Source organism: Pantoea sp. SJZ147 (genome assembly GCF_007828605.1).
Lineage (GTDB): Bacteria > Pseudomonadota > Gammaproteobacteria > Enterobacterales > Enterobacteriaceae > Pantoea > Pantoea allii.
The window spans coordinates 1-26,577 of record NZ_VIVB01000021.1 but is presented as its reverse complement, the minus strand read 5'-3'; the positions used below and the strand labels follow the sequence as shown (position 1 = coordinate 26,577).

At 50.8% G+C, this 26,577-nt stretch carries 46 protein-coding genes; 39 read left to right on the top strand and 7 right to left on the bottom strand.

Features of this window, described 5'->3' with window-relative positions:
• The 3 genes from FBY13_RS22950 to bfr form a co-directional block, all read left to right on the top strand.
• On the top strand, positions 1–528 hold a 528-nt coding region (locus FBY13_RS22950), incomplete at its 5' end, for an EF-Tu/IF-2/RF-3 family GTPase (protein ID WP_254922538.1).
• 177 nt (positions 529–705) lie between these two features.
• On the top strand, positions 706–900 hold the full coding sequence (gene bfd / locus FBY13_RS22945) for a bacterioferritin-associated ferredoxin (protein ID WP_063877469.1): 195 nt from the start codon (positions 706–708) through the stop codon (positions 898–900).
• A 105-nt stretch (positions 901–1,005) separates the two neighbouring features.
• Entirely contained in the window at positions 1,006–1,479 is a 474-nt protein-coding gene (gene bfr / locus FBY13_RS22940) for a bacterioferritin (RefSeq protein ID WP_063877468.1), read from the top strand.
• Here the strand turns inward: bfr and FBY13_RS22935 are convergent.
• Positions 1,466–2,239, bottom strand: coding sequence for an A24 family peptidase (locus FBY13_RS22935; RefSeq protein ID WP_145395239.1), 774 nt, complete (start codon positions 2,237–2,239; stop codon positions 1,466–1,468). The genes bfr and FBY13_RS22935 overlap by 14 nt on opposite strands.
• 403 nt (positions 2,240–2,642) lie before the next feature.
• Between FBY13_RS22935 and rpsJ the strand changes: the two genes are divergently transcribed.
• The 30 genes from rpsJ to FBY13_RS22785 all read left to right on the top strand — a co-directional run bounded on the left by rpsJ (position 2,643) and on the right by FBY13_RS22785 (position 17,098).
• On the top strand, positions 2,643–2,954 hold the full coding sequence (rpsJ, locus tag FBY13_RS22930; RefSeq protein ID WP_006120582.1) for a 30S ribosomal protein S10: 312 nt from the start codon (positions 2,643–2,645) through the stop codon (positions 2,952–2,954).
• 32 nt (positions 2,955–2,986) lie between these two features.
• Complete coding sequence (gene rplC, locus FBY13_RS22925; RefSeq protein WP_013027467.1) at positions 2,987–3,616, top strand: 50S ribosomal protein L3; 630 nt, start codon at positions 2,987–2,989, stop codon at positions 3,614–3,616.
• 10 nt (positions 3,617–3,626) lie between these two features.
• Positions 3,627–4,232 carry a 50S ribosomal protein L4 gene (rplD, locus tag FBY13_RS22920; protein WP_063877466.1) on the top strand — a complete coding sequence of 202 codons (606 nt, stop codon included), beginning with the start codon at positions 3,627–3,629 and terminating at the stop codon, positions 4,230–4,232.
• Positions 4,229–4,531 carry a 50S ribosomal protein L23 gene (gene rplW / locus FBY13_RS22915; RefSeq protein WP_006120585.1) on the top strand — a complete coding sequence of 101 codons (303 nt, stop codon included), beginning with the start codon at positions 4,229–4,231 and terminating at the stop codon, positions 4,529–4,531. Before rplD ends, rplW begins: the two co-directional genes overlap by 4 nt.
• Positions 4,532–4,548: 17 nt before the next feature.
• Positions 4,549–5,370 carry a 50S ribosomal protein L2 gene (gene rplB / locus FBY13_RS22910; protein ID WP_063877465.1) on the top strand — a complete coding sequence of 274 codons (822 nt, stop codon included), beginning with the start codon at positions 4,549–4,551 and terminating at the stop codon, positions 5,368–5,370.
• Positions 5,371–5,386: 16 nt separating this feature from the next.
• Positions 5,387–5,665, top strand: coding sequence for a 30S ribosomal protein S19 (gene rpsS / locus FBY13_RS22905; protein WP_001138115.1), 279 nt, complete (start codon positions 5,387–5,389; stop codon positions 5,663–5,665).
• 13 nt (positions 5,666–5,678) lie between these two features.
• Positions 5,679–6,011, top strand: a complete 333-nt coding sequence (gene rplV, locus FBY13_RS22900) for a 50S ribosomal protein L22 (RefSeq protein ID WP_002919773.1) — start codon at positions 5,679–5,681, stop codon at positions 6,009–6,011.
• Positions 6,012–6,028: 17 nt separating this feature from the next.
• Positions 6,029–6,727: a 30S ribosomal protein S3 gene (gene rpsC, locus FBY13_RS22895; RefSeq protein ID WP_006120587.1), complete on the top strand. Its 699-nt coding sequence runs from the start codon at positions 6,029–6,031 to the stop codon at positions 6,725–6,727.
• Between the two features lie 11 nt (positions 6,728–6,738).
• On the top strand, positions 6,739–7,149 hold the full coding sequence (rplP, locus tag FBY13_RS22890; protein ID WP_002438716.1) for a 50S ribosomal protein L16: 411 nt from the start codon (positions 6,739–6,741) through the stop codon (positions 7,147–7,149).
• Complete coding sequence (gene rpmC, locus FBY13_RS22885; RefSeq protein ID WP_006120588.1) at positions 7,149–7,340, top strand: 50S ribosomal protein L29; 192 nt, start codon at positions 7,149–7,151, stop codon at positions 7,338–7,340. The genes rplP and rpmC overlap by 1 nt, the downstream gene beginning before the upstream one ends.
• Positions 7,340–7,594: a 30S ribosomal protein S17 gene (rpsQ, locus tag FBY13_RS22880; protein WP_006120589.1), complete on the top strand. Its 255-nt coding sequence runs from the start codon at positions 7,340–7,342 to the stop codon at positions 7,592–7,594. The genes rpmC and rpsQ overlap by 1 nt, the downstream gene beginning before the upstream one ends.
• Positions 7,595–7,762: 168 nt before the next feature.
• On the top strand, positions 7,763–8,134 hold the full coding sequence (gene rplN / locus FBY13_RS22875) for a 50S ribosomal protein L14 (protein WP_006120590.1): 372 nt from the start codon (positions 7,763–7,765) through the stop codon (positions 8,132–8,134).
• A 10-nt stretch (positions 8,135–8,144) separates the two neighbouring features.
• On the top strand, positions 8,145–8,459 hold the full coding sequence (rplX, locus tag FBY13_RS22870) for a 50S ribosomal protein L24 (protein WP_003850150.1): 315 nt from the start codon (positions 8,145–8,147) through the stop codon (positions 8,457–8,459).
• Between the two features lie 14 nt (positions 8,460–8,473).
• Positions 8,474–9,013, top strand: a complete 540-nt coding sequence (rplE, locus tag FBY13_RS22865; protein ID WP_006120591.1) for a 50S ribosomal protein L5 — start codon at positions 8,474–8,476, stop codon at positions 9,011–9,013.
• Positions 9,014–9,027: 14 nt separating this feature from the next.
• Positions 9,028–9,333, top strand: coding sequence for a 30S ribosomal protein S14 (gene rpsN, locus FBY13_RS22860; protein WP_006120592.1), 306 nt, complete (start codon positions 9,028–9,030; stop codon positions 9,331–9,333).
• Between the two features lie 32 nt (positions 9,334–9,365).
• A complete protein-coding gene (gene rpsH / locus FBY13_RS22855) occupies positions 9,366–9,758 on the top strand; it encodes a 30S ribosomal protein S8 (protein WP_013027465.1) in 393 nt (130 codons plus the stop codon).
• 12 nt (positions 9,759–9,770) lie between these two features.
• Positions 9,771–10,304 (top strand): 50S ribosomal protein L6, encoded by a 534-nt coding sequence (gene rplF / locus FBY13_RS22850; protein WP_063877464.1) that lies wholly within the window; start codon positions 9,771–9,773, stop codon positions 10,302–10,304.
• A gap of 9 nt (positions 10,305–10,313) precedes the next feature.
• Entirely contained in the window at positions 10,314–10,667 is a 354-nt protein-coding gene (gene rplR, locus FBY13_RS22845) for a 50S ribosomal protein L18 (RefSeq protein WP_013027463.1), read from the top strand.
• Between the two features lie 14 nt (positions 10,668–10,681).
• Positions 10,682–11,182: a 30S ribosomal protein S5 gene (gene rpsE / locus FBY13_RS22840; RefSeq protein WP_006120595.1), complete on the top strand. Its 501-nt coding sequence runs from the start codon at positions 10,682–10,684 to the stop codon at positions 11,180–11,182.
• A gap of 5 nt (positions 11,183–11,187) precedes the next feature.
• The gene (gene rpmD, locus FBY13_RS22835; RefSeq protein WP_013027462.1) at positions 11,188–11,367 is read left to right on the top strand and encodes a 50S ribosomal protein L30; all 180 of its coding nucleotides are present in this window, start codon (positions 11,188–11,190) and stop codon (positions 11,365–11,367) included.
• A 3-nt stretch (positions 11,368–11,370) separates the two neighbouring features.
• On the top strand, positions 11,371–11,805 hold the full coding sequence (gene rplO / locus FBY13_RS22830; RefSeq protein WP_063877463.1) for a 50S ribosomal protein L15: 435 nt from the start codon (positions 11,371–11,373) through the stop codon (positions 11,803–11,805).
• Between the two features lie 7 nt (positions 11,806–11,812).
• Positions 11,813–13,144, top strand: coding sequence for a preprotein translocase subunit SecY (gene secY, locus FBY13_RS22825; protein WP_063877462.1), 1,332 nt, complete (start codon positions 11,813–11,815; stop codon positions 13,142–13,144).
• Positions 13,145–13,176: 32 nt separating this feature from the next.
• Positions 13,177–13,293 (top strand): 50S ribosomal protein L36, encoded by a 117-nt coding sequence (gene rpmJ / locus FBY13_RS22820; RefSeq protein WP_004160566.1) that lies wholly within the window; start codon positions 13,177–13,179, stop codon positions 13,291–13,293.
• 144 nt (positions 13,294–13,437) lie between these two features.
• On the top strand, positions 13,438–13,794 hold the full coding sequence (gene rpsM / locus FBY13_RS22815) for a 30S ribosomal protein S13 (RefSeq protein WP_003850176.1): 357 nt from the start codon (positions 13,438–13,440) through the stop codon (positions 13,792–13,794).
• Between the two features lie 16 nt (positions 13,795–13,810).
• Positions 13,811–14,200, top strand: coding sequence for a 30S ribosomal protein S11 (gene rpsK, locus FBY13_RS22810; protein ID WP_004160563.1), 390 nt, complete (start codon positions 13,811–13,813; stop codon positions 14,198–14,200).
• 33 nt (positions 14,201–14,233) lie between these two features.
• Complete coding sequence (gene rpsD, locus FBY13_RS22805; protein ID WP_063877461.1) at positions 14,234–14,854, top strand: 30S ribosomal protein S4; 621 nt, start codon at positions 14,234–14,236, stop codon at positions 14,852–14,854.
• 25 nt (positions 14,855–14,879) lie between these two features.
• Complete coding sequence (gene rpoA, locus FBY13_RS22800) at positions 14,880–15,869, top strand: DNA-directed RNA polymerase subunit alpha (protein WP_033741519.1); 990 nt, start codon at positions 14,880–14,882, stop codon at positions 15,867–15,869.
• Between the two features lie 40 nt (positions 15,870–15,909).
• Entirely contained in the window at positions 15,910–16,296 is a 387-nt protein-coding gene (gene rplQ, locus FBY13_RS22795) for a 50S ribosomal protein L17 (protein ID WP_003850180.1), read from the top strand.
• A 93-nt stretch (positions 16,297–16,389) separates the two neighbouring features.
• Positions 16,390–16,758, top strand: coding sequence for a DUF1992 domain-containing protein (locus FBY13_RS22790; protein WP_145395238.1), 369 nt, complete (start codon positions 16,390–16,392; stop codon positions 16,756–16,758).
• A gap of 100 nt (positions 16,759–16,858) precedes the next feature.
• A complete protein-coding gene (locus FBY13_RS22785; RefSeq protein WP_063877459.1) occupies positions 16,859–17,098 on the top strand; it encodes an alternative ribosome-rescue factor A in 240 nt (79 codons plus the stop codon).
• On the opposite strand, the gene mscL is transcribed toward FBY13_RS22785, so the two are convergent.
• The 5 genes from mscL to def form a co-directional block, all read right to left on the bottom strand.
• Complete coding sequence (mscL, locus tag FBY13_RS22780; RefSeq protein ID WP_063877458.1) at positions 17,095–17,505, bottom strand: large-conductance mechanosensitive channel protein MscL; 411 nt, start codon at positions 17,503–17,505, stop codon at positions 17,095–17,097. The two genes, FBY13_RS22785 and mscL, sit on opposite strands and share 4 nt — an antisense overlap.
• A gap of 108 nt (positions 17,506–17,613) precedes the next feature.
• The gene (gene trkA / locus FBY13_RS22775; protein ID WP_063877457.1) at positions 17,614–18,990 is read right to left on the bottom strand and encodes a Trk system potassium transporter TrkA; all 1,377 of its coding nucleotides are present in this window, start codon (positions 18,988–18,990) and stop codon (positions 17,614–17,616) included.
• Positions 18,991–19,007: 17 nt separating this feature from the next.
• Entirely contained in the window at positions 19,008–20,309 is a 1,302-nt protein-coding gene (gene rsmB, locus FBY13_RS22770) for a 16S rRNA (cytosine(967)-C(5))-methyltransferase RsmB (RefSeq protein ID WP_145395237.1), read from the bottom strand.
• Positions 20,310–20,357: 48 nt separating this feature from the next.
• Positions 20,358–21,302: a methionyl-tRNA formyltransferase gene (fmt, locus tag FBY13_RS22765; RefSeq protein ID WP_096012593.1), complete on the bottom strand. Its 945-nt coding sequence runs from the start codon at positions 21,300–21,302 to the stop codon at positions 20,358–20,360.
• 20 nt (positions 21,303–21,322) lie between these two features.
• The gene (gene def, locus FBY13_RS22760) at positions 21,323–21,835 is read right to left on the bottom strand and encodes a peptide deformylase (protein ID WP_063877454.1); all 513 of its coding nucleotides are present in this window, start codon (positions 21,833–21,835) and stop codon (positions 21,323–21,325) included.
• 117 nt (positions 21,836–21,952) lie between these two features.
• Here def and dprA point away from each other — a divergent pair, with 117 nt between their 5' ends.
• Genes dprA through FBY13_RS22730 form a run of 6 tightly spaced genes read left to right on the top strand, consistent with a single transcriptional unit; the run spans position 21,953 to position 25,749 of the window.
• Positions 21,953–23,077 (top strand): DNA-protecting protein DprA, encoded by a 1,125-nt coding sequence (gene dprA / locus FBY13_RS22755; RefSeq protein WP_145395236.1) that lies wholly within the window; start codon positions 21,953–21,955, stop codon positions 23,075–23,077.
• On the top strand, positions 23,049–23,522 hold the full coding sequence (gene smg / locus FBY13_RS22750; RefSeq protein ID WP_013027451.1) for a DUF494 family protein Smg: 474 nt from the start codon (positions 23,049–23,051) through the stop codon (positions 23,520–23,522). Before dprA ends, smg begins: the two co-directional genes overlap by 29 nt.
• Positions 23,523–23,545: 23 nt before the next feature.
• On the top strand, positions 23,546–24,091 hold the full coding sequence (locus tag FBY13_RS22745; RefSeq protein ID WP_096012591.1) for a type I DNA topoisomerase: 546 nt from the start codon (positions 23,546–23,548) through the stop codon (positions 24,089–24,091).
• Positions 24,092–24,100: 9 nt separating this feature from the next.
• A complete protein-coding gene (gene tsaC / locus FBY13_RS22740; protein WP_063877451.1) occupies positions 24,101–24,673 on the top strand; it encodes an L-threonylcarbamoyladenylate synthase type 1 TsaC in 573 nt (190 codons plus the stop codon).
• Between the two features lie 3 nt (positions 24,674–24,676).
• Entirely contained in the window at positions 24,677–25,495 is an 819-nt protein-coding gene (gene aroE / locus FBY13_RS22735; RefSeq protein ID WP_145395235.1) for a shikimate dehydrogenase, read from the top strand.
• Entirely contained in the window at positions 25,492–25,749 is a 258-nt protein-coding gene (locus FBY13_RS22730; protein WP_145395234.1) for a DUF1488 domain-containing protein, read from the top strand. Before aroE ends, FBY13_RS22730 begins: the two co-directional genes overlap by 4 nt.
• Here FBY13_RS22730 and FBY13_RS22725 read toward each other — a convergent pair.
• A complete protein-coding gene (locus tag FBY13_RS22725; protein ID WP_063877448.1) occupies positions 25,704–26,270 on the bottom strand; it encodes a gamma carbonic anhydrase family protein in 567 nt (188 codons plus the stop codon). The genes FBY13_RS22730 and FBY13_RS22725 overlap by 46 nt on opposite strands.
• Positions 26,271–26,577 lie beyond the last annotated feature (307 nt).

Sequence of the window (26,577 nt, the reverse complement as noted above, 5' to 3'; positions counted from 1 at the left end):
TCAATCTCTGGTCGTGGTACCGTTGTGACCGGTCGTGTAGAGCGCGGCATCGTTAAAGTCGGCGACGAAGTTGAAATCGTGGGTATCAAAGATACAGCGAAATCAACCTGTACCGGCGTTGAAATGTTCCGCAAACTGCTGGACCAGGGTCAGGCAGGCGAAAACTGTGGTGTTCTGCTGCGCGGTATCAAGCGTGAAGACATCCAGCGTGGTCAGGTACTGGCTAAGCCGGGCTCAATCAAGCCACACACCAAGTTTGAGTCAGAAGTCTACGTTCTGTCTAAAGACGAAGGTGGCCGCCATACTCCGTTCTTCAAGGGCTACCGTCCACAGTTCTACTTCCGTACCACAGACGTGACCGGTTCAGTAGAGCTGCCAGAAGGCGTTGAGATGGTCATGCCGGGCGACAACATCAAAATGGTTGTTACCCTGATTCACCCAATCGCAATGGACGAAGGTCTGCGCTTCGCAATCCGCGAAGGCGGCCGTACCGTTGGCGCGGGCGTTGTTGCTAAAGTTATCGCTTAATTGTGATATCTGATGTGACTGCTTACGCGGTCACGGCAAAATAAAAAGAGCACTTCGGTGCTCTTTTTTTTTTGCTTTAAATCGTTCAAAACGCGTTTTCCCTTACAAAGGGTAGGTTTGAAATAAAAACGATTCGCATTTACACTGTGTGCACGAAATAGACTGAGTGATGAATAAATGTACGTCTGTCTGTGTAATGCCATCAGTGATAAAACCCTCCGTGAAGTCGTGCGCCGCTATCAGCCAAAATCTATTCAGCAACTGCGCCAAATCGTGCCAGTAGGAAAGCAATGCGGTAAATGCATTCGTGTTGCCCGTGAAATCATGGACGATGAGATGCAGCAGGTTCCGCAGTATAAAGAGATAGCCTGAAGGCTTTCGTCATCGGACATGATAATACCCACAATTTTCATCGCGTTTTTTTGACTTCTTTTTAACCGCATCTACGCTCAAATAAACATGAGCGGAGGACGTGAAATGAAGGGCGATGCGAAAATCATAAGTCATCTCAATAAACTGTTGGGGAATGAACTGGTTGCGATCAATCAGTATTTTCTCCACGCACGGATGTTCAAAAACTGGGGGCTGATGCGTCTTAATGATGTTGAGTACCATGAGTCCATCGATGAAATGAAGCATGCGGACAAATACATTGAACGTATCCTGTTTCTTGAAGGCATCCCGAATCTGCAGGATCTGGGACGGCTCAGGGTTGGTGAGGATGTGGAAGAGATGTTGCAGTCCGATCTCAATCTTGAACTCGAAGGTGCAAAAGATCTGCGTGAAGCTATCGCGTATGCCGACAAAATTCATGACTACGTGAGTCGGGATATGATGATCCAAATCCTGGCAGACGAAGAGCATCATATTGACTGGATCGAGACCGAGCTGGAGCTGATCAATAAAATGGGCATTCAAAACTACCTTCAGGCGCAAATCAGAGACGAGTGAGGCTTTGAATCACTATCACTCCCCAGCCCGCGACGGCCAGGAATGGACCAAAGGGAAGCGGGCTGTTTACAGACAGCGTCCTGTTGATGACGACCAGTGCGATAAAGGCAAGCAGAGCCGTCAGGCTGGCAACCAGCGCAATCCAGGGTAGGGCCTGCCAACCGCACCATGTGCCCAGCGCGGCAAAAAGTTTAATATCCCCGTAGCCTAATCCCGCCTGATTCTTTATCTGACGATATAGCCAGGCAAGCAGCCACAGCGAGCCATAACCTGCAATTGCGCCACCCACAGCCGCAGATACAGTGACTGGCTTATAGAAAAAGAAGCGTGCGAGTCCCAGCCAAAGTAACGCGCCTGTCAGCACGTCCGGTAGCAAGAGATGACGCAGGTCGATGGCTGCAAGTAACAATAACAGGCAGGAGGCCGTCAGAATAAAAGCGGCCACGATAAGGTGGTCACTGAACAACCTAGCCAGTAACAGGCAGAGCAGGGCGCCCGTTAACTCAAACAGCAGCGGGAGCAGGCCGACAGGACGTCGGCAAAACCGACAGCGGCCGTGCAGGCGCAGCCAGCTTATCACCGGGATTCTGTCTCGCCATAAGACTGGAGCCTGGCAGTGCGTACAATGCGAGGGCGGCGTCCAGAGGGAAGTGAACCAGTCGTCTGGCGATATGGCCGGATGATAGCGCTGGCAGGCCAACGCAAGAAAGCTGCCGAGTGCGGCACCGAGCGCCGTAACAGTAAACAGGATGATGAGCACCGCTTGTCACCTCGAAGAGACCGGAAATGTCGCTACAGCCTGACTGAAGGCTGATTCGCCGTCATGGGCAAGATCAGCAACGCGGAAGGTCTCTCACAGAGAAATTACAGTTTTGCATTTACTCTTCATCATCTTGTGCTGGCTTTCGCAAACAACCCGATTGCACTTTTCACGGGCAAAAACGCAACATGGGTTGCTTCCTGAGCAAATATACGTATAATGCGCGGGCCTACCGATATTGGTGGGCGCGATTCGAGCTGAATCGCAGACGGCAGAATTTTGGGCCGTCTGACAATACTCCCAACTGTGGAGTTATATGCTGAACGATTACACTCTCCCATCAATCGTAATGGGCTCGAGTAGTAATTTTTTTCGTCTATAAAATGTTTGGAGCCTTGGTCTCATGTCGAACCAAAGAATCCGTATCCGTCTTAAAGCGTTTGATCATCGTCTGATCGATCAATCAACCGCGGAAATCGTCGAGACTGCCAAGCGCACTGGTGCGCAGGTACGTGGTCCGATCCCGCTGCCAACCCGCAAAGAGCGCTTTACCGTTCTGATCTCTCCGCACGTTAACAAAGATGCGCGTGATCAGTACGAAATTCGCACTCACAAGCGTCTGGTAGACATCGTTGAGCCAACTGAAAAAACCGTTGATGCTCTGATGCGTCTGGACCTGGCTGCCGGTGTTGACGTGCAGATCAGCCTGGGTTAATCAGGTCATCGAGCGATTGAGAGGTTGAAACAATGATTGGTTTAGTCGGTAAAAAAGTGGGAATGACCCGCATCTTCACTGAAGATGGCGTTTCTATCCCAGTAACCGTAATCGAAGTTGAAGCGAACCGCGTTACTCAGGTCAAAGGCCTGGAAAACGATGGTTACCAGGCAATTCAGGTTACCACCGGTGCTAAAAAAGCAAACCGTGTGACCAAACCTGAAGCTGGTCATTTTGCTAAAGCTGGCGTTGAAGCCGGCCGTGGCCTGTGGGAATTCCGCACCGTTGAAGGTGATGAGTATGCCGTAGGTCAGAGCATCAGCGTTGAAATTTTCGCTGACGTTAAAAAAGTAGACGTAACTGGCACCTCTAAAGGTAAAGGTTTCGCAGGTACCGTTAAGCGCTGGAACTTCCGTACCCAGGACGCGACCCACGGTAACTCCTTGTCTCACCGCGTTCCGGGTTCTATCGGTCAGAACCAGACTCCGGGCAAAGTGTTCAAAGGCAAGAAAATGGCAGGTCAGCTGGGTAATGAGCGCGTAACGGTTCAGAGCCTGGACGTAGTACGTGTTGACGCTGAGCGCAACCTGCTGCTGGTTAAAGGTGCAGTTCCCGGTGCTACCGGTAGCGACCTGATCGTTAAACCAGCTGTGAAGGCGTAAGGGGATAGCAATGGAATTAGTATTGAAAGACGCGCAGAGCGCGCTGACTGTTTCCGAAACTACCTTCGGTCGTGATTTCAACGAAGCGCTGGTTCACCAGGTTGTTGTTGCTTACGCATCAGGCGCCCGCCAGGGTAGTCGTGCGCAGAAAACTCGCGCCGAAGTCACTGGTTCAGGCAAAAAGCCTTGGCGTCAGAAGGGTACCGGCCGTGCGCGAGCAGGTTCTGTAAAGAGCCCAATCTGGCGTTCAGGTGGCGTAACCTTCGCTGCGAAGCCACAAGACCACAGTCAAAAAGTTAATAAAAAGATGTACCGCGGCGCGCTGAAAAGCATCCTGTCCGAACTGGTACGTCAAGACCGTCTGATCGTCGTCGAGCAGTTCTCTGTCGAAGCACCGAAAACCAAGTTGCTGGCACAGAAGCTGAAAGACATGGCGCTGGAAGACGTGCTGATCATCACCGGTGAACTGGATGAGAATCTGTTCCTGGCTGCGCGTAACCTGTACAAGGTTGACGTGCGTGATGCAGCGGGTATCGACCCAGTTAGCCTGATCGCCTTCGACAAAGTCGTTATGACTGCTGATGCAGTTAAGCAAGTTGAGGAGATGCTGGCATGATCCGTGAAGAACGTCTGCTGAAAGTACTGCGCGCGCCGCACGTATCTGAAAAGGCATCTAGCGCGATGGAAAAAACCAACACCATCGTACTCAAAGTAGCTAAAGACGCGACTAAAGCAGAGATCGTTGCTGCTGTTGAGAAGCTGTTCGAAGTAGAAGTTAAAGACGTAAACACCCTGGTAGTTAAAGGTAAAGTTAAGCGTCACGGACAGCGTATCGGTCGTCGTAGCGACTGGAAAAAAGCTTACGTCACCCTGAAGGAAGGCCAGAATCTGGACTTCGTCGGCGGCGCTGAGTAAGTCGGAGGAGAAAGACAATGGCAGTTGTTAAATGTAAACCGACATCTCCGGGTCGTCGCCACGTCGTTAAAGTGGTGAACCCAGAGTTGCACAAGGGCAAGCCGTTTGCTCCATTGCTGGAAAAGAACAGCAAATCCGGTGGCCGCAACAACAACGGTCGCATCACTACCCGTCACATCGGTGGTGGTCATAAGCAGGCTTACCGTCTGGTTGATTTCAAACGCAACAAAGATGGTATCCCGGCAACCGTTGAACGTCTTGAGTACGATCCGAACCGCTCTGCGAATATCGCACTGGTTCTGTACAAAGACGGCGAACGCCGTTACATCCTGGCCCCTAAAGGCCTGAAAGCCGGCGACCAGATCCAATCTGGCGTTGATGCTGCGATCAAAGCAGGTAACACACTGCCGATGCGTAACATCCCGGTGGGTTCTACCGTTCACAACGTAGAAATGAAACCAGGCAAAGGCGGTCAGATTGCTCGCTCAGCCGGTGCTTACGTGCAGATCGTTGCGCGTGATGGTTCCTACGTAACCCTGCGTCTGCGTTCAGGTGAAATGCGTAAAGTCGAAGCTGACTGTCGCGCAACTCTGGGCGAAGTCGGTAACGCTGAGCATATGCTGCGCGTTCTGGGTAAAGCCGGTGCAACCCGTTGGCGTGGTGTTCGTCCGACCGTTCGTGGTACCGCGATGAACCCAGTAGATCACCCGCACGGTGGTGGTGAAGGTCGTAACTTTGGTAAGCACCCGGTAACCCCGTGGGGCGTTCAGACCAAAGGTAAGAAGACCCGTAGCAACAAGCGTACCGATAAGTTTATCGTACGTCGCCGTAGCAAATAATATTAGAGGATAAGCCATGCCACGTTCTCTCAAGAAAGGTCCTTTTATTGACCTGCACTTGCTGAAGAAGGTAGAGAAAGCGGTGGAAAGCGGTGACAAGAAGCCTTTGCGCACTTGGTCCCGTCGTTCAACGATCTTTCCTAACATGATCGGTTTGACCATCGCTGTCCATAATGGTCGTCAGCACGTTCCTGTCTTTGTTTCCGACGAAATGGTTGGTCACAAACTGGGTGAATTCGCGCCGACACGTACTTATCGCGGTCACGCGGCTGATAAAAAAGCCAAGAAGAAATAAGTAGGAGGAAGAGATGGAAACTTTAGCTCAACATCGCCACGCTCGTTCTTCTGCTCAGAAGGTTCGCCTTGTTGCTGACCTGATCCGCGGTAAGAAAGTGTCGCAGGCACTGGACATTTTGACCTACACCAACAAGAAAGCGGCTGTACTGGTCAAGAAAGTTCTGGAATCTGCCATTGCTAACGCTGAACACAACGATGGCGCTGATATCGACGATCTCAAAGTCGCGAAAATTTTCGTCGACGAAGGCCCAAGCATGAAGCGCATTATGCCTCGTGCAAAAGGTCGTGCAGATCGCATCCTGAAGCGCACCAGCCACATTACTGTGGTTGTGTCCGATCGCTGAGACTCTGGAGACTAGCAATGGGTCAGAAAGTACATCCTAATGGTATTCGCCTGGGTATTGTAAAACCATGGAACTCTACCTGGTTTGCGAACACCAAAGAATTCGCTGACAACCTGGACAGCGACTTTAAAGTACGTCAGTACCTGACTAAGGAACTGGCGAAGGCGTCTGTATCTCGTATCGTTATCGAGCGTCCGGCTAAGAGCATCCGTGTGACTATTCACACTGCTCGTCCTGGCATCGTGATCGGTAAGAAAGGTGAAGACGTTGAAAAACTGCGCACGGTCGTAGCGAAAATCGCTGGCGTTCCTGCACAGATTAATATCGCCGAAGTCCGTAAACCGGAACTGGACGCGAAACTGGTTGCTGACAGCATCACTTCACAGCTGGAGCGTCGTGTGATGTTCCGTCGTGCTATGAAGCGTGCGGTTCAGAACGCCATGCGTCTGGGCGCGAAGGGTATTAAAGTTGAAGTTAGCGGCCGTCTGGGCGGCGCCGAGATCGCACGTACCGAATGGTATCGTGAAGGTCGCGTGCCGTTGCACACTCTGCGTGCTGACATTGACTACAACACCTCTGAAGCGCACACCACTTATGGTGTAATCGGCGTTAAGGTATGGATCTTCAAAGGCGAGATCCTGGGTGGTATGGCTGCTGTTGAACAACCGGAACCGGCTGCTCAACCTAAAAAGCAGCAGCGTAAAGGCCGTAAGTAAGGAGAGTCGCTATGTTACAACCAAAGCGTACAAAATTCCGTAAAGTGCATAAAGGCCGCAACCGTGGTCTGGCGCAGGGTACGGATGTTAGCTTCGGGACTTTCGGTCTGAAAGCTGTTGGCCGTGGTCGTCTGACTGCCCGTCAGATCGAAGCAGCACGTCGTGCTATGACCCGTGCAGTTAAGCGTCAAGGTAAGATCTGGATCCGTGTATTCCCGGACAAACCGATCACCGAGAAGCCGCTGGAAGTGCGTATGGGTAAAGGTAAGGGTAACGTCGAGTATTGGGTTGCCCTGATCCAGCCTGGTAAAGTCCTGTATGAAATGGACGGCGTACCAGAAGAGCTGGCCCGTGAAGCATTCAAGCTGGCAGCAGCAAAACTGCCTATCAAAACCACCTTTGTAACTAAGACGGTGATGTAATGAAAGCAACAGAGCTGCGTGAAAAAAGCGTTGAAGAGCTGAACACTGAGCTGCTTAATCTGCTGCGTGAGCAATTTAACCTGCGCATGCAGGCAGCATCTGGCCAACTGCAGCAGTCTCATCTGCTGAAGCAGGTTCGCCGTGATGTTGCGCGCGTTAAGACTTTACTGACTGAGAAGGCGGGTTCGTAATGACCGATAAAATCCGTACTCTGCAGGGTCGTGTCGTTAGTGACAAAATGCAGAAATCTGCGGTTGTTGCTATCGAGCGTTTCGTGAAGCATCCAATTTATGGAAAATTCATTAAGCGTACGACTAAGCTGCACATCCATGACGAGAACAACGAATGTGGAATCGGTGACGTGGTAGAAATCCGCGAATGCCGTCCACTGTCTAAGACTAAGTCCTGGACACTTGTTCGCGTTGTAGAGAAAGCAATTCTGTAATAGAATCTGCCCTCTTTAAAAATCGAATGAACGGCTCGGATGAGCCGTTCATTTTTTCTACCCATCTGCGAGAACCGGTGTTATAATGCCGCGCCCTCAATTATGGGGCTTTCAAACGACCTGAGGTCTGGGTCCCGAAGTAGTAGTTGACATTAGCGGAGCACTGAAATGATCCAAGAACAGACTATGCTGAACGTCGCCGACAACTCCGGTGCACGTCGCGTAATGTGTATCAAGGTTCTGGGTGGCTCGCACCGTCGCTACGCAGGCGTCGGCGACATCATTAAAGTTACCATCAAGGAAGCAATTCCACGTGGTAAAGTTAAAAAAGGTGATGTCCTGAAGGCGGTAGTGGTGCGCACCAGGAAGGGTGTTCGTCGCCCGGACGGTTCTGTCATTCGCTTCGATGGTAATGCATGCGTTATTTTAAACAATAACAGTGAGCAGCCTATCGGTACGCGTATTTTTGGGCCGGTAACTCGTGAACTTCGTACTGAAAAGTTCATGAAAATTATCTCTCTGGCACCAGAAGTACTCTAAGGAGCTAACAATGGCAGCTAAAATCCGTCGTAACGACGAAGTTATCGTGTTAACCGGTAAAGATAAAGGTAAGCGCGGTAAAGTTAAGAACGTCCTGTCTTCTGGCAAGGTCATCGTTGAAGGTATCAACCTGGTTAAGAAACATCAGAAGCCTGTCCCGGCTCTGAACCAACCAGGCGGCATCGTTGAAAAAGAAGCTGCAATTCAGGTTTCTAACGTTGCACTCTTCAATGCGGCAACCGGTAAGGCTGACCGTGTAGGCTTTAGATTCGAAGACGGCAAAAAAGTCCGTTTCTTCAAGTCTAATAGCGAAACTATCAAGTAATTTGGAGTAGTACGATGGCGAAACTGCATGATTACTACAAAGACGAGGTAGTCCAGAAACTCATGAGTGAGTTCGGCTACAATTCTGTCATGCAAGTCCCTCGGGTCGAGAAGATCACCCTGAACATGGGTGTTGGTGAAGCGATCGCTGACAAGAAACTGCTGGATAACGCAGCAGCTGACCTGGCAGCAATCTCCGGTCAAAAACCGTTGATCACCAAAGCACGCAAATCAGTTGCAGGCTTCAAAATCCGTCAGGGCTATCCGATCGGCTGTAAAGTAACTCTGCGTGGCGAACGCATGTGGGAGTTCTTTGAGCGTCTGATCACCATTGCTGTACCGCGTATCCGTGACTTCCGTGGCTTGTCCGCTAAGTCATTCGATGGTCGTGGCAACTACAGCATGGGTGTACGTGAGCAGATCATCTTCCCAGAAATCGACTATGACAAAGTCGATCGCGTTCGTGGTTTGGATATTACCATTACCACTACTGCGAAATCTGATGATGAAGGCCGTGCTCTGCTGGCTGCCTTTGACTTCCCGTTCCGTAAGTAAGGTAGGGTTACTTAATGGCTAAGCAATCTATGAAAGCACGCGAAGTTAAGCGTGTGAAATTAGCAGACAAATTCTTCGCAAAACGCGCTGAACTGAAAGCGATCATTTCTGATGTGAACGCTTCCGACGAAGACCGTTGGGATGCCGTTCTCAAGCTGCAGAGTCTGCCGCGTGATTCCAGCCCTTCACGTCAGCGTAATCGCTGCCGTCAAACAGGTCGTCCGCACGGTTTCCTGCGGAAGTTTGGGTTGAGCCGTATCAAGGTCCGTGAAGCCGCAATGCGCGGTGAAATCCCGGGTCTGAAAAAGGCTAGCTGGTAATTGTCACCAATTGAATCACGGGAGTAACACAGATGAGCATGCAAGATCCGATCGCGGATATGCTGACCCGTATCCGTAACGGTCAGGCCGCGAACAAAGTTGCGGTCACCATGCCCTCCTCCAAGCTGAAATTGGCAATTGCCAACGTGCTGAAGGAAGAAGGCTTTATTGAAGATTTTAAAATCGAAGGCGACATCAAGCTGGAACTGGAACTGACTCTTAAGTATTTCCAGGGTAAAGCTGTTGTAGAAAGCATTCAGCGAGTAAGCCGTCCCGGCCTGCGCATCTATAAGAAAAAAGATGAGCTGCCAAAGGTAATGGCTGGTATGGGTATCGCTGTAATTTCTACATCGAAAGGTGTCATGACTGATCGTGCAGCGCGCCAGGCAGGTCTTGGTGGCGAAATTATCTGCTACGTAGCGTAATCGGAGGATACTATGTCTCGTGTTGCTAAAGCACCTGTCGTTGTTCCTGCCGGCGTAGAGGTAAAACTCAACGGTCAGGTAATTTCGATTAAAGGTAAAAACGGCGAGCTGACTCGTACTATCAATGATGCTGTTGAAGTTAAGCATGCTGACAACGCTCTGACTTTCGCCCCGCGCGAAGGTTATGTTGACGGCTGGGCGCAGGCGGGTACATCTCGCGCGCTGCTGAACTCGATGGTTATCGGTGTTACCGAAGGCTTCACTAAGAAGCTGCAGCTGGTTGGTGTTGGTTATCGTGCTGCCGTAAAAGGCAACGTAGTTAACCTGTCTCTGGGCTTTTCTCATCCAGTTGATCACCAGCTGCCCGCGGGTATCACTGCAGAGTGTCCGACTCAGACTGAAATCGTGCTGAAAGGCGCTGATAAGCAGGTGATCGGCCAGGTTGCAGCTGACTTGCGCGCCTACCGTCGTCCTGAGCCTTATAAAGGCAAGGGTGTCCGTTACGCCGACGAAGTCGTGCGTACCAAAGAGGCTAAGAAGAAGTAAGGTAACACTATGGATAAGAAATCTGCTCGTATCCGTCGTGCGACCCGTGCACGTCGCAAGCTCAAAGAGCTGGGTGCTACTCGCCTGGTGGTACATCGTACCCCGCGTCACATTTACGCACAGGTAATCGCCCCGAACGGTTCCGAAGTTCTGGTTGCTGCTTCTACTGTAGAAAAAGCTATCACTGAACAACTGAAGTTTACCGGTAATAAAGAAGCCGCAGCTGCTGTAGGTAAAGCTATTGCAGAACGCGCAATCGAAAAAGGCATCACTGGTGTTTCTTTCGACCGTTCCGGTTTCCAATATCATGGTCGCGTCCAGGCACTGGCAGATGCTGCCCGTGAAGCTGGCCTTCAGTTCTAAGGTAGAGGTCTAAGATGGCACACATCGAGAAACAAGCTGGCGAACTGCAGGAAAAACTGATCGCGGTAAACCGTGTTTCTAAAACTGTAAAAGGTGGTCGTATTTTCTCCTTCACCGCACTGACTGTAGTGGGTGATGGTAACGGCCGCGTTGGTTTTGGTTACGGTAAAGCGCGCGAAGTTCCAGCAGCGATCCAGAAAGCGATGGAGAAAGCCCGTCGCAACATGGTAAATGTCGCGCTGATCAACGGCACCCTGCAGCACCCTGTTAAAGGTGCGCACACTGGGTCCCGTGTGTTCATGCAGCCGGCTTCAGAAGGTACCGGTATCATCGCCGGTGGTGCAATGCGCGCCGTTCTGGAAGTCGCTGGAGTACATAACGTTCTGGCAAAAGCCTATGGTTCTACTAACCCGATTAACGTGGTTCGTGCAACTATTGACGGTCTGGGCAATATGAAGTCTCCGGAAATGGTCGCTGCTAAGCGTGGTAAATCCGTTGAAGAAATTCTGGGGTAATCACGATGGCTAACACTATTAAAATCACCCAAACCCGTAGTTCAATCGGCCGCTTGCCTAAGCATAAAGCCACTCTGGTTGGCCTGGGTCTGCGTCGTATTGGTCATACCGTAGAGCGTGAAGATACGCCAGCTGTACGCGGCATGGTCAACGCGGTTTCCTACATGGTTAAAGTGGAGGAGTAAGAGATGCGTTTAAATACTCTGTCTCCGGCCGAAGGGTCTAAGCACGCTAGCAAGCGTCTGGGTCGTGGTATTGGTTCTGGCCTCGGAAAAACCGGTGGTCGTGGTCACAAAGGTCAGAACTCACGTTCTGGCGGTGGCGTACGTCGCGGTTTCGAAGGTGGTCAGATGCCTCTGTACCGTCGTCTGCCGAAGTTCGGTTTCACCTCTCGCAAAGCAATGATCACCACAGAGATTCGTCTGTCTGATCTGGCGAAAGTTGAAGGCGGTATCGTCGACCTGAACGCGCTGAAAGCAGCCAACATTGTCGGTGTTCAGATTGAATACGTTAAAGTTATTCTTTCTGGTGAAGTTTCTGCACCGGTAACGGTTCGCGGCTTACGTGTCACCAAAGGTGCGCGTGCTGCAATCGAAGCTGCTGGCGGTAAAATCGAGGAATAAGTAGCAGATGGCTAAACAACCGGGATTAGATTTTCAAAGTGCCAAAGGTGGCTTTGGTGAACTGAAACGCAGACTTCTGTTTGTTATCGGTGCACTGATTGTCTTCCGTATTGGCTCTTTCATTCCGATCCCTGGTATTGATGCCACTGTACTTGCCAAACTGCTTGAGCAACAGCGTGGCACCATCATTGAAATGTTTAACATGTTCTCTGGTGGTGCTCTCAGCCGTGCTTCTATTTTTGCTCTGGGTATCATGCCGTACATTTCGGCATCGATTATTATCCAGCTGTTAACGGTAGTTCATCCTGCGTTAGCTGAAATCAAGAAAGAAGGGGAGGCTGGCCGTCGTAAGATTAGCCAGTACACCCGTTACGGTACGTTGGTATTGGCCGTATTCCAGTCAATCGGTATTGCTACCGGTTTACCGAATATGCCTGGTATGCAGGGCCTGGTGATGAATCCAGGCTTTGCATTCTATTTTACCGCTGTTGTGAGTCTGGTTACCGGGACAATGTTCCTTATGTGGCTGGGCGAACAGATTACTGAACGTGGTATCGGTAACGGTATTTCGATCATTATCTTCGCAGGTATTGTTGCGGGTCTCCCGCCGGCCATTGGCCATACCATCGAGCAAGCGCGGCAAGGTGACCTGCACTTCCTTCTGTTGCTGTTGGTTGCAGTTCTCGTATTTGCAGTGACCTTCTTTGTTATTTTCGTTGAGCGTGGTCAACGCCGCATTGTGGTGAACTATGCGAAACGTCAACAAGGTCGCCGTGTATACGCTGCACAGAGCACACATTTACCGTTGAAAGTGAATATGGCAGGGGTTATCCCGGCAATCTTCGCTTCCAGCATTATTCTGTTCCCGGCAACGATTGCATCGTGGTTCGGGGGCGGTACCGGTTGGAACTGGCTGACAACAATTTCGATGTATTTGCAGCCAGGACAGCCGCTTTATGTGCTACTCTATGCGACTGCTATCATCTTCTTCTGTTTCTTCTACACGGCGTTGGTTTTCAACCCGCGTGAAACAGCAGATAACCTGAAGAAGTCTGGTGCATTCGTACCGGGAATTCGTCCGGGAGAGCAAACGGCGAAGTATATTGATAAAGTAATGACGCGGTTAACCTTAATCGGTGCCCTGTATATTACGTTTATCTGCCTTATCCCGGAGTTCATGCGTGATGCGATGAAAGTTCCTTTCTACTTTGGCGGTACATCACTGCTCATCGTAGTGGTCGTCATCATGGACTTTATGGCTCAAGTGCAAACTCTGATGATGTCAAGTCAGTACGAGTCTGCATTGAAGAAAGCTAACCTGAAGGGCTACGGCCGTTAATTCAGGTGGTTGAGAAGTTACGGAGAGTAAAAATGAAAGTTCGTGCTTCCGTCAAGAAATTATGTCGTAACTGCAAAATCATTCGTCGCGACGGTGTCGTTCGTGTGATCTGTAGCGCCGAGCCAAAGCATAAACAGCGCCAAGGCTGATTTTCACATATTTTTCTTGCAAAGTCGGGTTGAGCTGGCTAGATTAGCCAGCCAATCTTTTGTATGTCTGTACGTTTCCATTTGAGTATCCTGAAAACGGGCTTTTCGGCATGGTACGTACATATTAAATAGTAGGAGTGCATAGTGGCCCGTATAGCAGGCATTAACATTCCTGATCAGAAACATACCGTTATCGCATTAACTTCGATCTTCGGTATTGGTAAGACTCGCTCAAAAGCCATCTGCGCTTCAACGGGTATTGCTGAAAATGTTAAGATCAGTGAGCTGTCTGAAGAACAAATTGATCAGCTGCGTGATGCAGTTGCTAAATTCGTTGTAGAAGGTGATCTGCGCCGTGAAATCACCCTGAGCATCAAGCGTCTTATGGACCTTGGTTGCTACCGTGGTTTGCGCCATCGTCGTGGTCTTCCGGTTCGCGGTCAGCGTACTAAGACCAACGCACGTACCCGTAAGGGTCCGCGTAAACCGATCAAGAAATAATCGGGGTGAGTAAATAATGGCAAAGGCACCAGTTCGTGCACGTAAGCGTGTAAGAAAACAAGTCTCAGATGGCGTGGCTCATGTCCATGCTTCTTTTAACAACACAATCGTTACCATTACTGATCGTCAGGGTAACGCACTGGGTTGGGCAACCGCCGGTGGTTCCGGTTTCCGCGGTTCACGTAAATCCACTCCGTTTGCTGCTCAGGTCGCTGCAGAGCGCTGTGCAGAAGCGGTAAAAGATTACGGTATTAAGAACCTGGAAGTTATGGTTAAGGGTCCGGGTCCGGGTCGCGAATCAACAATTCGTGCACTGAACGCCGCTGGTTTCCGCATCACGAATATTACTGATGTGACTCCGATCCCTCATAACGGTTGTCGTCCGCCGAAAAAACGTCGCGTATAACGCCCCGTTTTTTAGGATAGTTGGAGAAAGAAAATGGCAAGATATTTGGGTCCTAAGCTCAAGCTGAGCCGTCGTGAGGGCACTGACTTATTCCTTAAGTCTGGCGTTCGCGCGATTGATTCCAAGTGTAAAATTGAACAAGCTCCTGGTCAGCACGGTGCGCGTAAGCCACGTCTGTCTGACTACGGCGGCCAGTTACGTGAAAAGCAAAAAGTTCGTCGTATGTACGGTGTTCTTGAGCGTCAGTTCCGTAACTATTACAAAGAAGCAGCACGTCTGAAAGGCAACACCGGTGAAAACCTGTTGGCTCTGCTGGAAGGTCGTCTGGACAACGTCGTTTATCGTATGGGCTTTGGTGCCACGCGTGCGGAAGCACGTCAGTTGGTGAGCCATAAGTCTGTTCTGGTCAATGGTCGCGTTGTTAACATCGCTTCTTATCAGGTATCTCCGAATGATGTCGTTAGCATCCGTGAGAAAGCCAAAAAGCAATCTCGCGTGAAGGCCGCTCTGGAGCTGGCTGAGCAGCGTGAAAAGCCAACCTGGCTGGAAGTTGATGCAACTAAGATGGAAGGTGTGTTCAAACGTATTCCTGAACGTACCGATCTGTCTGCGGACATTAACGAACACCTGATCGTCGAGCTTTACTCCAAGTAAAGCTTAGTACCAAAGAGAGGACACAATGCAGGGTTCTGTGACAGAGTTTCTAAAACCGCGCCTGGTAGATATCGAGCAAGTGAGTTCGACGCACGCCAAGGTGACCCTTGAGCCTTTAGAGCGTGGCTTTGGCCATACTCTTGGTAACGCGCTGCGCCGTATTCTGCTTTCATCAATGCCGGGTTGCGCGGTGACCGAGGTTGAAATTGATGGTGTACTGCACGAGTACAGCACCAAAGAGGGTGTACAGGAAGATATCCTGGAAATCCTGCTCAACCTTAAAGGTTTGGCGGTAAGAGTTCAGGGCAAAGATGAAGTTATTCTTACCTTGAATAAATCTGGCATTGGCCCTGTGACTGCAGCCGACATTACCCATGATGGTGATGTCGAAATCGTCAAGCCGCAGCATGTGATCTGCCATCTGACCGATGACAACGCATCTATTAGTATGCGTATCAAAGTTCAGCGTGGTCGTGGTTATGTGCCGGCTTCTGCCCGAATTCATTCGGAAGAAGATGAGCGCCCGATCGGCCGTCTGTTAGTTGACGCTTGCTACAGCCCTGTAGACCGTATCGCCTACAATGTTGAAGCAGCGCGTGTAGAGCAGCGCACCGACCTGGACAAGCTGGTCATCGAAATGGAAACCAACGGCACAATCGATCCTGAAGAGGCGATTCGTCGTGCGGCAACCATCCTGGCAGAACAACTGGAAGCTTTCGTTGACTTACGTGATGTACGTCAGCCGGAAGTGAAAGAAGAGAAACCAGAATTCGATCCGATCCTGCTGCGCCCTGTTGACGATCTGGAATTGACTGTCCGCTCTGCTAACTGCCTTAAGGCAGAAGCTATCCACTACATCGGTGATCTGGTACAGCGTACCGAGGTTGAGCTGCTTAAAACGCCTAACCTTGGTAAAAAATCTCTTACCGAGATTAAAGATGTGCTGGCCTCACGTGGTCTGTCTCTGGGCATGCGCCTGGAAAACTGGCCACCGGCAAGCATTGCTGATGAATAACCCGATCACAGGTTAAGGTTTCACTGAGAAGGATAAGGTCATGCGCCATCGTAAGAGTGGTCGTCAACTGAACCGCAACAGCAGCCATCGTCAGGCTATGTTCCGCAACATGGCTGGCTCTCTGGTTCGTCATGAGATCATCAAGACGACTCTGCCGAAAGCCAAAGAGTTGCGCCGCGTAGTTGAGCCACTGATTACTCTTGCCAAGACCGACAGCGTAGCTAATCGTCGTCTGGCATTCGCCCGCACTCGTGATAACGAGATCGTGGCAAAACTGTTTAATGAGTTAGGCCCGCGTTTCGCGAGCCGTGCAGGTGGTTACACTCGCATTCTGAAGTGTGGCTTCCGCGCTGGTGACAACGCTCCGATGGCATACATCGAGCTGGTTGATCGTCCAGAAGCTCAAGCAGAGGCTGCAGCAGAGTAATCTGTTGCAACGTGAAAAACCCGCTTCGGCGGGTTTTTTATTGCCTGCTATTTGCCCTCTGCTACGCTTGTGGTGTGACATAGGAGGCTAACAATGTGGTTAATCGATCAGCTGGCTGAACAACATATTAAAGCGGCGCAGGAGAAAGGCGAACTCAGCAATCTTGCCGGAGAAGGTGCGCCATTAGTGCTGGACGATGACAGCCATGTTCCACCTGAATTACGCGCGGGCTATCGTTTACTCAAGAATGCGGGGTTTCTTCCCCCTGAGCTTGAATTACGTCGTGAAGCGCTGGAAGTAAACGATCTTTTACGCCAACTGGACCCGGGCGATCCTGCAGCAGAAATGCATGCGCGCAAATTGCAGCACCTGACCGTGAAACTGCTTCAGGCGGGCATGAGCACAGCGTTCCTTGAGGGCGAATACGGTCCGGCCATTACCCATAAGCTCACGGTTGAATAGCGGCTATTTTTATCTGGCGTCAAGGCGAGTATAATTTCATTCACTGCGGCAAGGTTTCGCGCAGTTGGATCTTCGGGTCACCTAAACTGATGGAGGAGATATGTCCCGTTATCGTCATACCAAAGGGCAAATACGTGATAATGCGATTGAGGCACTACTGCACGACCCTTTATTTAGACAGCGTGTTGAACAGAACCAAAAAGGGAAAGGCAGCTTTAAACGTAAAGAGAAACATGCAAAAGGTCGGGGATGGGAGGGCAGTGATAAGTGCAGGACTTATCACTGCCCTTCTGCTTTTAATGACAAAAAAGCCGCAATGTCTGCGGCTTTAACGTTTTAGATTTTTGTATTCTGCTGTTTGAGCAAGTCACGAATTTCCGTTAACAGAACTTCCTCATTAGAGGGTTTCGGCGCAGGCTTTTCGACTTCTTTTTTCTGGTAGAGTTTATTCATCAGTTTAATCGCCATGAAAATGGCAAACGCAACGATGATAAAGTCGAAAACGGTCTGCAGAAAAATGCCGTATTGCATTACAACCGCTGGCGCATCACCCACAGCAGGTTTAAGTACCCAGCCGAATGATTTGAAATCCACGCCGCCGATCAATAAGCCCAGCGGTGGCATGATGATATTTGCCACTAATGATGAAACAATTTTACCAAATGCCGCACCAATAATGACACCCACGGCCAGATCAACAACATTGCCGCGCATCGCAAAATCACGAAACTCTTTGAATAAACTCATACTTCTCTCCTTGCCTTAGCCAATGCCATAAAGTTTAACAAAGCTTGCCATATTTGCCATCGCTGCGAGCAATTAGCCGGATTATGCCAGACAACGCGCGACCTTTTATTACAGGAAGAACGGACTTGGCTGGAACAGGCGCTCGACGTCCGGTACAAATTTCTTATCGGTTAAAAACATCACCACGTGGTCGCCCTGTTCGATGCGCAAATTGTCATTCGCTATCATCACATCATCCCCCCGGACCACTGCGCCAATAATTGTGCCCGGTGGCAGCTTGATATCATCAATGGAACGGCCCACAACTCTTGACGTAGTTTCATCACCATGCGCAATCGCCTCGATGGCTTCGGCGATACCACGACGTAATGACGAGACGCCAACAATATCCGCTTTACGTACATGTCCCAGCAATGCCGAGATCGTCGCCTGCTGTGGCGAGATGGCAATATCGATAACGCTGCCCTGAACCAGATCAACATAAGCCCGTCGTTGAATCAGTACCATCGCTTTCTTGGCACCCATTTTTTTCGCCAGCATGGCGGACATAATATTGGCTTCGTCATCATTGGTAACGGCGATAAATAAATCGACCTGCTCAATGTGTTCTTCTGCCAGCAATTCCTGATCGGACGCATCGCCATAGAACACCACAGTATCGTGCAACTGTTCAGCCAGCTCGGCAGCGCGCTGCGGATTGCGCTCAATGAGTTTTACGCTGTAATTTTTTTCGAGTTGCTGTGCCAGACCAAATCCAATATTCCCGCCGCCCACTAACATGATGCGCTTATAGGGTTTTTCCAGACGCTGCATTTCGCTCATTACCGCGCGAATATGTTGGCTGGCGGCAATGAAAAAGACTTCATCGCCGGCCTCAATAATGGTCGAGCCTTGCGGACGGATAGGACGATCCTGTCGAAAGATCGCCGCAACCCGCGTATCAATATGCGGCATGTGGTCGCGCAGAATCGACAGCGGATTACCCACGAGCGGGCCACCGTAATAGGCTTTTACAACGGCCAGACTGACCTTGCCTTCGGCAAAGTTGACCACCTGCAGCGCACCGGGGTACTGAATCAGACGATAAATATTGTCGATAACCAGTTGCTCAGGCGAAATCAAATGATCAATGGGCACGGCCTCGGGGATAAAAAGCTTATCGGCATCACGCAAATAGTCTGCCGCACGAATACGGGCAATGCGATTCGGTGTATTGAAAAGCGAATAGGCGATCTGACAGGCAATCATATTGGTTTCATCAGAACTGGTGACGGCGACCAGCATATCGGCATCTTCTGCACCGGCTTCGCGTAAAATACGCGGATGAGAACCATGACCCTGTACAACGCGTAAATCAAACTTATCCTGCAGTTGGCGTAAACGCGTGGAGTCCGTATCGACAACGGTAATGTCGTTGTTTTCGCCAACCAGGTTTTCAGCCAGGGTACCGCCGACCTGACCGGCACCAAGAATTATGATTTTCATCGCTTTTCAATGCCTTCTCAGTGTGGACTCGCGAGCTTCACAAGCTTAGCGTAGAAAAAACCGTCTCCGCCTTCTGCTTCAGGAAAGACCTGCCAGCCATTAAGGGGAGCACCAGACAGCGACACAGCCTGAGCATCCGCGTGGCGCTGTACAAAGTCGCTGATTTGCTGCTGATTCTCATCTGGCAGCACAGAGCAGGTTGCATAGATCATCGTACCGCCCGGTTTAAGCAGTGGCCATGTCGCATCCAGAATTTCACGCTGTAAGGCTGCCAGCTCAGTAATATCACGATCGCGACGTAACCATTTGATATCAGGATGACGGCGGATAACGCCGGTTGCTGAGCAGGGCGCATCCAGCAGTATGCGATCAAACTGACGTTGGTCACACCATTGCTGCGGGGTACGTCCATCCCCCTGTTTCACTTCTGCGGTCATACCAAGACGGCCCAGATTTTCATGCACGCGTTTCAGGCGCTGGGCATCAACATCGACAGCAAGCACCTGCGCCTCAGGGGCGATTTCGAGGATATGGGTCGTTTTACCTCCCGGCGCCGCGCAGAGATCCAGAATTTGCTCACCGTTTTTGGGCTCAAGCAGAAGCGCACAACGCTGGGCGGAGAGATCCTGTACCGTAATCCAGCCTTGCTCAAAGCCGGGTAACACATTAACGGATGCCGGCGATTCAAGACGCAAGGCTTCAGGCACATCGTCAGCAACAGCTGCGTTCCTTTCATCCGCCGTCAGCAAGGCCAGCCAGCTGTCACGCGAATGGTGCTGACGGTTAACCCTTAACCACATTGGCGGACGCTGGTTGTTCGCCTCAACAATTTGCTGCCAGTGCGCTGGCCAGGCCTGTTGAAGCCGGTTCAGTAACCAGCCCGGATGCAGGTGACGCTGTGGGCCATCCTGAATACTGGCAAGCAGTTCTTCCTGACGACGCTGGAACTGACGTAATACGCCATTAATTAACCCTTTCAGGTTTGCTCGTTTCAGCACTTCAGCACCGGCAACTGTCTCATCTAATGCCGCATGAGCAGGTACACGTGTATAGAGCAGCTGATATAAGCCCACCATAATCAGGAAGTGCAGTGTACGCTGCTTACCCGTTAACGGGCGTTCCATCAATTTGCCGATAAGCGCTTCCAGCTGCGGTAAGGTGCGCAACACACCAAAGCAGATCTCCTGGACCAGCGCGGCATCTTTGTCTGAGAGCTTTTTCTGTGCCGCAGGCAAGACGGTATTCAGGGACTCGCCTTTATCGACAACGCGCTCGATCAGTTGAGCAGACAGGCTACGAAGATTGGTTGGTTTAGTCATAAGATAGTGCCATCAAGCAAAAGGCCCGGTTTTTGCCGGGCCTGAGGGTCAGTCCAGAAGAGTGCCGGCTTCAAACCATTCTCGGCGCGAGTTAAGCAGATCCTGTGCCGACATCGGTTTTTTACCGGCGGGTTGAAGCTGAAGCAAATTCAGCACGCCGTCGGCAGTGGCAATTTGAATGCCTTGTTTGTCAGCCTGGATAATCTCTCCTGGCTGTTTGTTCACATGAGGTAAGACGCAGGCTTGCCAGACTTTAACCGGCTGATCATTCACCATAAAAAAGCTTATCGGCCAGGGATTGAAGGCACGGATGCAGCGTTCCAGCTGTTTGGCCGACAGCGTCCAGTTAAGGCGCGCTTCCTCTTTACTGAGCTTCTCCGCATAGTTGGCCTGGCTTTCGTCTTGCTGAATGGCCTGCGCTTGACCATCACGTAACTGAGCTAAGGTTGTCAGCAGTCCTGCCGGGCCCAGATCTGCCAGCTTGTCATAAAGCGTGGCACTGGTATCTTCCGCGCTAATTGGACAGGCCAGTTTCAACAGCATATCACCGGTATCCAGCCCAACATCCATCTGCATGATGGTCACACCGGTTTCACTGTCACCCGCCCAGAGCGCGCGCTGAATGGGCGCGGCGCCACGCCAGCGTGGCAGCAGGGAACCGTGTACGTTGATACAGCCCAGTCGGGGCATATCAAGCACGGCTTTTGGCAGAATGAGCCCATAAGCGACCACCACCATTACATCAGCCTGCAAATCTGCAATCAGCTGTTGGTTTTCTGCAGGGCGCAAGGATTTGGGTTGAAATACCGGAATGTTTTGGGCCAGGGCTAAGGATTTAACCGGGCCGGCGGTCAACTTATTGCCGCGACCTGCGGGACGATCCGGTTGGGTAAAGACGCCAACCACCTGATGCTCAGAAGCAAGCAGCGCGTCAAGGTGACGCGCTGCAAAGTCTGGCGTGCCAGCAAAAATAATTTTAAGCGGAGCAGACACGTTTATCCCTTTTTCAGATCTCAGGAAGCCTGGGCGTTTTGTCGCGCCAGTTTTTCTAACTTAGTTTTGATGCGCTGACGCTTTAAAGGCGAAAGATAATCAATAAACAGTTTGCCATCGAGATGGTCGATTTCGTGTTGAATACAGATAGCCAGCAGATCACCGGTTTCAAGTTCGAAACTTTTACCGTCACGATCTAACGCACGGACTTTTACCCGCTCAGCACGTGGCACAAAAGCGCGTTGCTCAGGAATGGACAGGCAGCCTTCTTCAATACCTGTTTCACCGCTTTTTTCCAGAAGCTCAGGATTAATTAATACCAGACGCTCATCGCGGTTCTCTGATACATCAATCACAATGATGCGCTGGTGAATGTCCACCTGCGTGGCAGCCAGGCCGATACCTTCTTCGGAATACATGGTTTCGAACATATCATCAACGATACGCTGAACGTCCGCGTTAACTTCTTTAACAGGCGCGGCAATTTTGCGCAGGCGCTCGTCAGGAAAATGTAATACCTGTAAAACTGACATAAATATCCAGATATATATTCTAAAAGGGAAAGATTACTGCCCCATATTGTAGACTTTTTAGCACCTGATTGACAGCATTCTGCGGAGGGAAGCAACGGTTATCAGGAGGCTGTAAAGATGCAAAAAAGGGAGCAGTTACTGCGGCTGGCCGCCATTCCGGGCATAACGGGCAGGCGCTGGTTAAGCGCGGCACAGCAACTGTCTGAAGACAAAGATGTTAATGATGTGTTAGCTCTGAACGGGTTTGAGGCTTCACAACGCCACTATTACCATCATATCTCCCCCCGTTGGCTGGCGACAGTTAAGACGTGGCTGGCAACGAGCCCGTTGCACCATCTGATTACCGCACTTGATCCGCTTTATCCCGCTCAACTGGCTGAAACGGCCTGTTTTCCTCCGCTGCTGTATGTGAAAGGCGACCCCGCCGTGTTGGGGGCACCGCAGTTAGCGGTGGTCGGCAGCCGTCAATGTTCCCACTCTGGCCGCTACTGGTGTGACTGGTTTACTCAACAGTTGTCGCTAAGTGGCTTTACTATCACCAGCGGCCTGGCGCTTGGCATCGATGGCGTTGCGCATCGCGCCGCGCTGACGGTTCAGGGGAAAACCGTTGCGGTGCTGGGCAGCGGACTGGAGCATCTGTATCCCAAAAAGCATGGTGCATTGGCGCAGGAGATTGTCGGGCAGGGCGGCGCCGTGGTATCTGAGTTTCCGCTGGATGCCGTACCGCTGGCACATCGTTTTCCACGCAGAAACCGTATTATCAGTGGGCTGAGCCAGGGCGTTTTAGTCATAGAAGCGTCATTAAAGAGTGGTTCATTAGTCACAGCCCGTTATGCATTAGAGCAAAATCGCGCGGTTTATGCCTTGCCCGGCGCATTAGGAAACAGCGGCAGTGAGGGAACAAACTGGCTGATTCAACAGGGCGCGATGCTGGTGGCACATCCTAATAACATCATTGAAGATTTACGCGCTATGCTTAACTGGTTACCTGTTACACAATCAGACGAAATTTATTCTGATGCCAGTGACGATGCTCCATTGCCATTTGCCGAGCTGTTGGCTAACGTAGGTGATGAGGTTACACCTGTTGACGTTGTCGCTGAACGTGCCGGCCAACCTGTGCCAGTTATTACAGCTCAATTGCTGGAACTGGAGTTAGCAGGATGGATCGCAGCTGTACCCGGCGGCTATGTCCGATTGAGGAGGGCATGCCATGTTCGACGTACTCATGTACTTGTTTGAGACCTATATCCACAACGAAGCAGAAATGGGTGTTGATCAGGACAGATTGACAGATGACTTGACGGATGCCGGTTTTCATCGCGAAGATATCTATAACGCGTTGAACTGGTTAGAAAAATTGGCAGACTACCAGGAAGGTCTGGTCGCCCCAATTTTACTGGCAAATGATCCGCTCTCCATGCGCATCTATACAGATGAAGAGAGCAAGCGTTTAGATGCCGAAAGCCGCGGTTTCCTGCTTTTCCTGGAGCAAATCCAGGTCTTGAGTCTGGAAACACGAGAAATGGTCATTGAACGTGTCATGGCGCTTGATACTCTTGATTTCGATCTTGAGGATCTTAAATGGGTGGTGTTGATGGTGTTGTTTAACATCCCAGGATGTGAAAACGCCTATCAACAAATGGAAGAACTGTTATTCGACGTCAACGAAGGTATGCTGCATTAAATTTTCACTGATGCATTATCGTTATGAGTAAAACCGCACTCTTTACTGCGCGTAAACAGGACCCCTGCCCCGCTTGCGGGGCAGAACTTGTTATACGTTCAGGAAAACACGGCCCTTTTTTGGGCTGTGCAAACTACCCTGCCTGCGACTACATCCGGCCCCTGGGAAACCAGGCTGACGGACATGTAGTAAAAGTTCTGGAAGGTCATGCTTGCCCGCAATGTGGTGCTGATAAAGTGTTACGTCAGGGCCGTTTTGGCATGTTTATTGGCTGTAGCGACTATCCAGCGTGTGATTACACGGAAACGATCGATAAACCTGATGAGACAACCATCGACTGCCCGCAGTGTCAGCAAGGTAAACTGGTACAGCGGCGATCGCGTTTTGGCAAAACCTTCCATTCCTGTGACCGCTATCCAGCCTGCCAGTTTGCCGTTAATCTGACGCCAGTCGCTGGACGCTGTCCGCATTGTGAATTTCCGCTTTTAGTTGAAAAAAAGACGGCGCAGGGCACCCGGCTTTTTTGCGCCAGTAAAAGTTGTGGCAAAGCTATCACTGAAGAGACGTAAGACATAACCATGCAAAATCAACCAGTTTCCGGCTCACTACAGGATTGTGTGAACCATCTGAAGCAACATGCCGTGATTGCTTATCCCACTGAAGCGGTATTCGGCCTGGGCTGCGACCCCGACGATGAATCGGCAGTGATGGCACTACTGGCATTGAAAAGACGCCCAGTGGAAAAAGGGTTGATTCTGATAGCGGCCGATTACGGCCAGCTTATGCCCTACGTCTCCGATCATGTCTTAACGGCGATGCAGCGTGAACGTATGTTTGCCTGCTGGCCAGGCCCGGTCACCTTTGTTGTGCCAGCAGCACCGCAAACGCCACGTTGGTTAACCGGACAGTTTGATTCCCTGGCTATTCGCGTCAGCGACCATCCTGACGTTCAGGCGTTGTGCCGGGCGTTTGGTAAACCTCTGGTTTCAACCAGCGCGAATCTTTCTGGTCAGCCACCTTGCCGTTCAGTAGAAGAGGTTAAACTGCAGTTTGGTGCTGCGTTTCCCGTACTCAATGGAGAGACGGGAGGAAGGCTAAACCCTTCTGAGATCCGTGACGTGATTAGCGGCAACCAGATACGGCAGGGCTAGCAGATGGCATATTTTGCAGTTTTCGGACATCCGATCAGCCACAGCAAATCCCCGCAAATTCATCAGGCCTTTGCCAGGCAAACGGGTATTACGCTTCAATACGATCGTATTGAAGCGCCTGTCGATGCCTTTCCCCAGGCTATCACCACTTTTTTCTCTCAGGGTGGGGCAGGCGCCAATATCACGTTACCTTTTAAACAACAGGCCTGGGAATATGCAGACCAGCTCACCGAACGTGCCTCTCTCTCTGGTGCCGTCAACACGTTGAAGAAATGCCAGGATGGTCAGATTCTTGGCGATAATACGGATGGCATCGGTTTAGTCAGCGATCTGCAGCGTCTGTCGATGATCAAACCTGGCGATCATATTTTGCTGGTGGGGGCGGGAGGTGCGGCGCGTGGCGTCATCCTTCCTCTGCTTTCGCTGGGCACGTCAATTACGGTGGTAAACCGTACGGCTGCTAATGCCCAGAGCATGGCAAAGACGTTTGCGCATCGTGGGGCGGTGAGTGCCCTTTCTTTTGAGGAGCTTGAAGGTAAACATTTTGATTTGCTGATTAACGCAACGTCGAGCGGCATCAATGGCGATGTGCCACCGTTATCGTCTTCATTAATTCATGCGGATTTACGCTGTTATGACATGTTCTACCAGAATGGATTGACCGCTTTTTTGCGCTGGTGTCACCAGCAGGGTTCATCTCATCTGGCTGATGGGTTAGGCATGCTGGTGGGGCAGGCCGCGCATACCTTTCATCTGTGGCATGGCATCATGCCGGAGATTGCGCCTGTCATTGCGTCCTTAAAAGCCGAGATACAGTCATGAATCAGGCTATCCAGTTTCCAGACCGTGAAACGCTGGATGTCACATTAAAGGCTGTTTGTTTTCCCGTTTTGGTTAATGGCATGGGACTGACCTGTGCTATCAGCGTGGATGCGTTACACCAGCAGTTCGGGGAGGGTGACGCGATGGCCCTGTTTCGTGACCATCGCTGGGATCTGGAAGATGTGGCTGAAGACTGTATCCGTAACGATCAGGTAGATAATGAAGGATGGGTCTGGCTGTCGCCTGCCAGATAGTCGTTCTTCCAGCTAACATAGTTGCGGGCAGAGTAGAGCAATCCTTCAATTTCTTTTTCATTCAGCGGTCGAATTTGTTTTACCGGGCTGCCTACATAAAGATAACCGCTTTCCAGTCTCTTACCCGGCGGGACCAGACTCCCGGCACCAATCAGAACATCATCTTCAACAATCACGCCATCCAGCACGATTGAACCCATCCCAACCAGCACGCGATTACCGATGGTGCAGCCATGCAGCATCGCCTTATGCCCAACGGTAACATCCTGACCGATAACCAGTGGGAAACCTGCTGGATTGGCATCAGACTTATGGGTTACATGAAGTACGCTGCCATCCTGAATATTGGTACGGGCACCGATGCGAACCTGATTCACATCACCACGAATAGCCACTAAAGGCCAGATACCTACATCATCTTCGATAATGACGTCGCCCACCACCACGCTTGTGGAATCAACCATGACGCGCAGACCCAACTGCGGGAAAAGATGTTTATAAGGGCGTAATGCTACAGTCATTGTATTCTCCTTTACTGAGTTTACCGGCAGCCTGCTGTGATTCTGACCTGCTGGCAAGGGGATTTTGCCCCGGATCGTTGGCGATCTAACCAATATGAATGTTTTCTCGACAGTCAGAAAAAAGATCCAAAAAAAGGGTTGTGCAATTTATTCGGATCCCTATAATGCGCCTCCACTGACACGGCACAACGGCTTACGGAATGCGGTGTTGAGAGGTTCAGGAAACTGAGCCGCCGGAGAAAAACTTCTGAAAAAGAGGTTGACTCTGAAGGAGGAAAGCGTAATATACGCCACCTCGCGACAGACG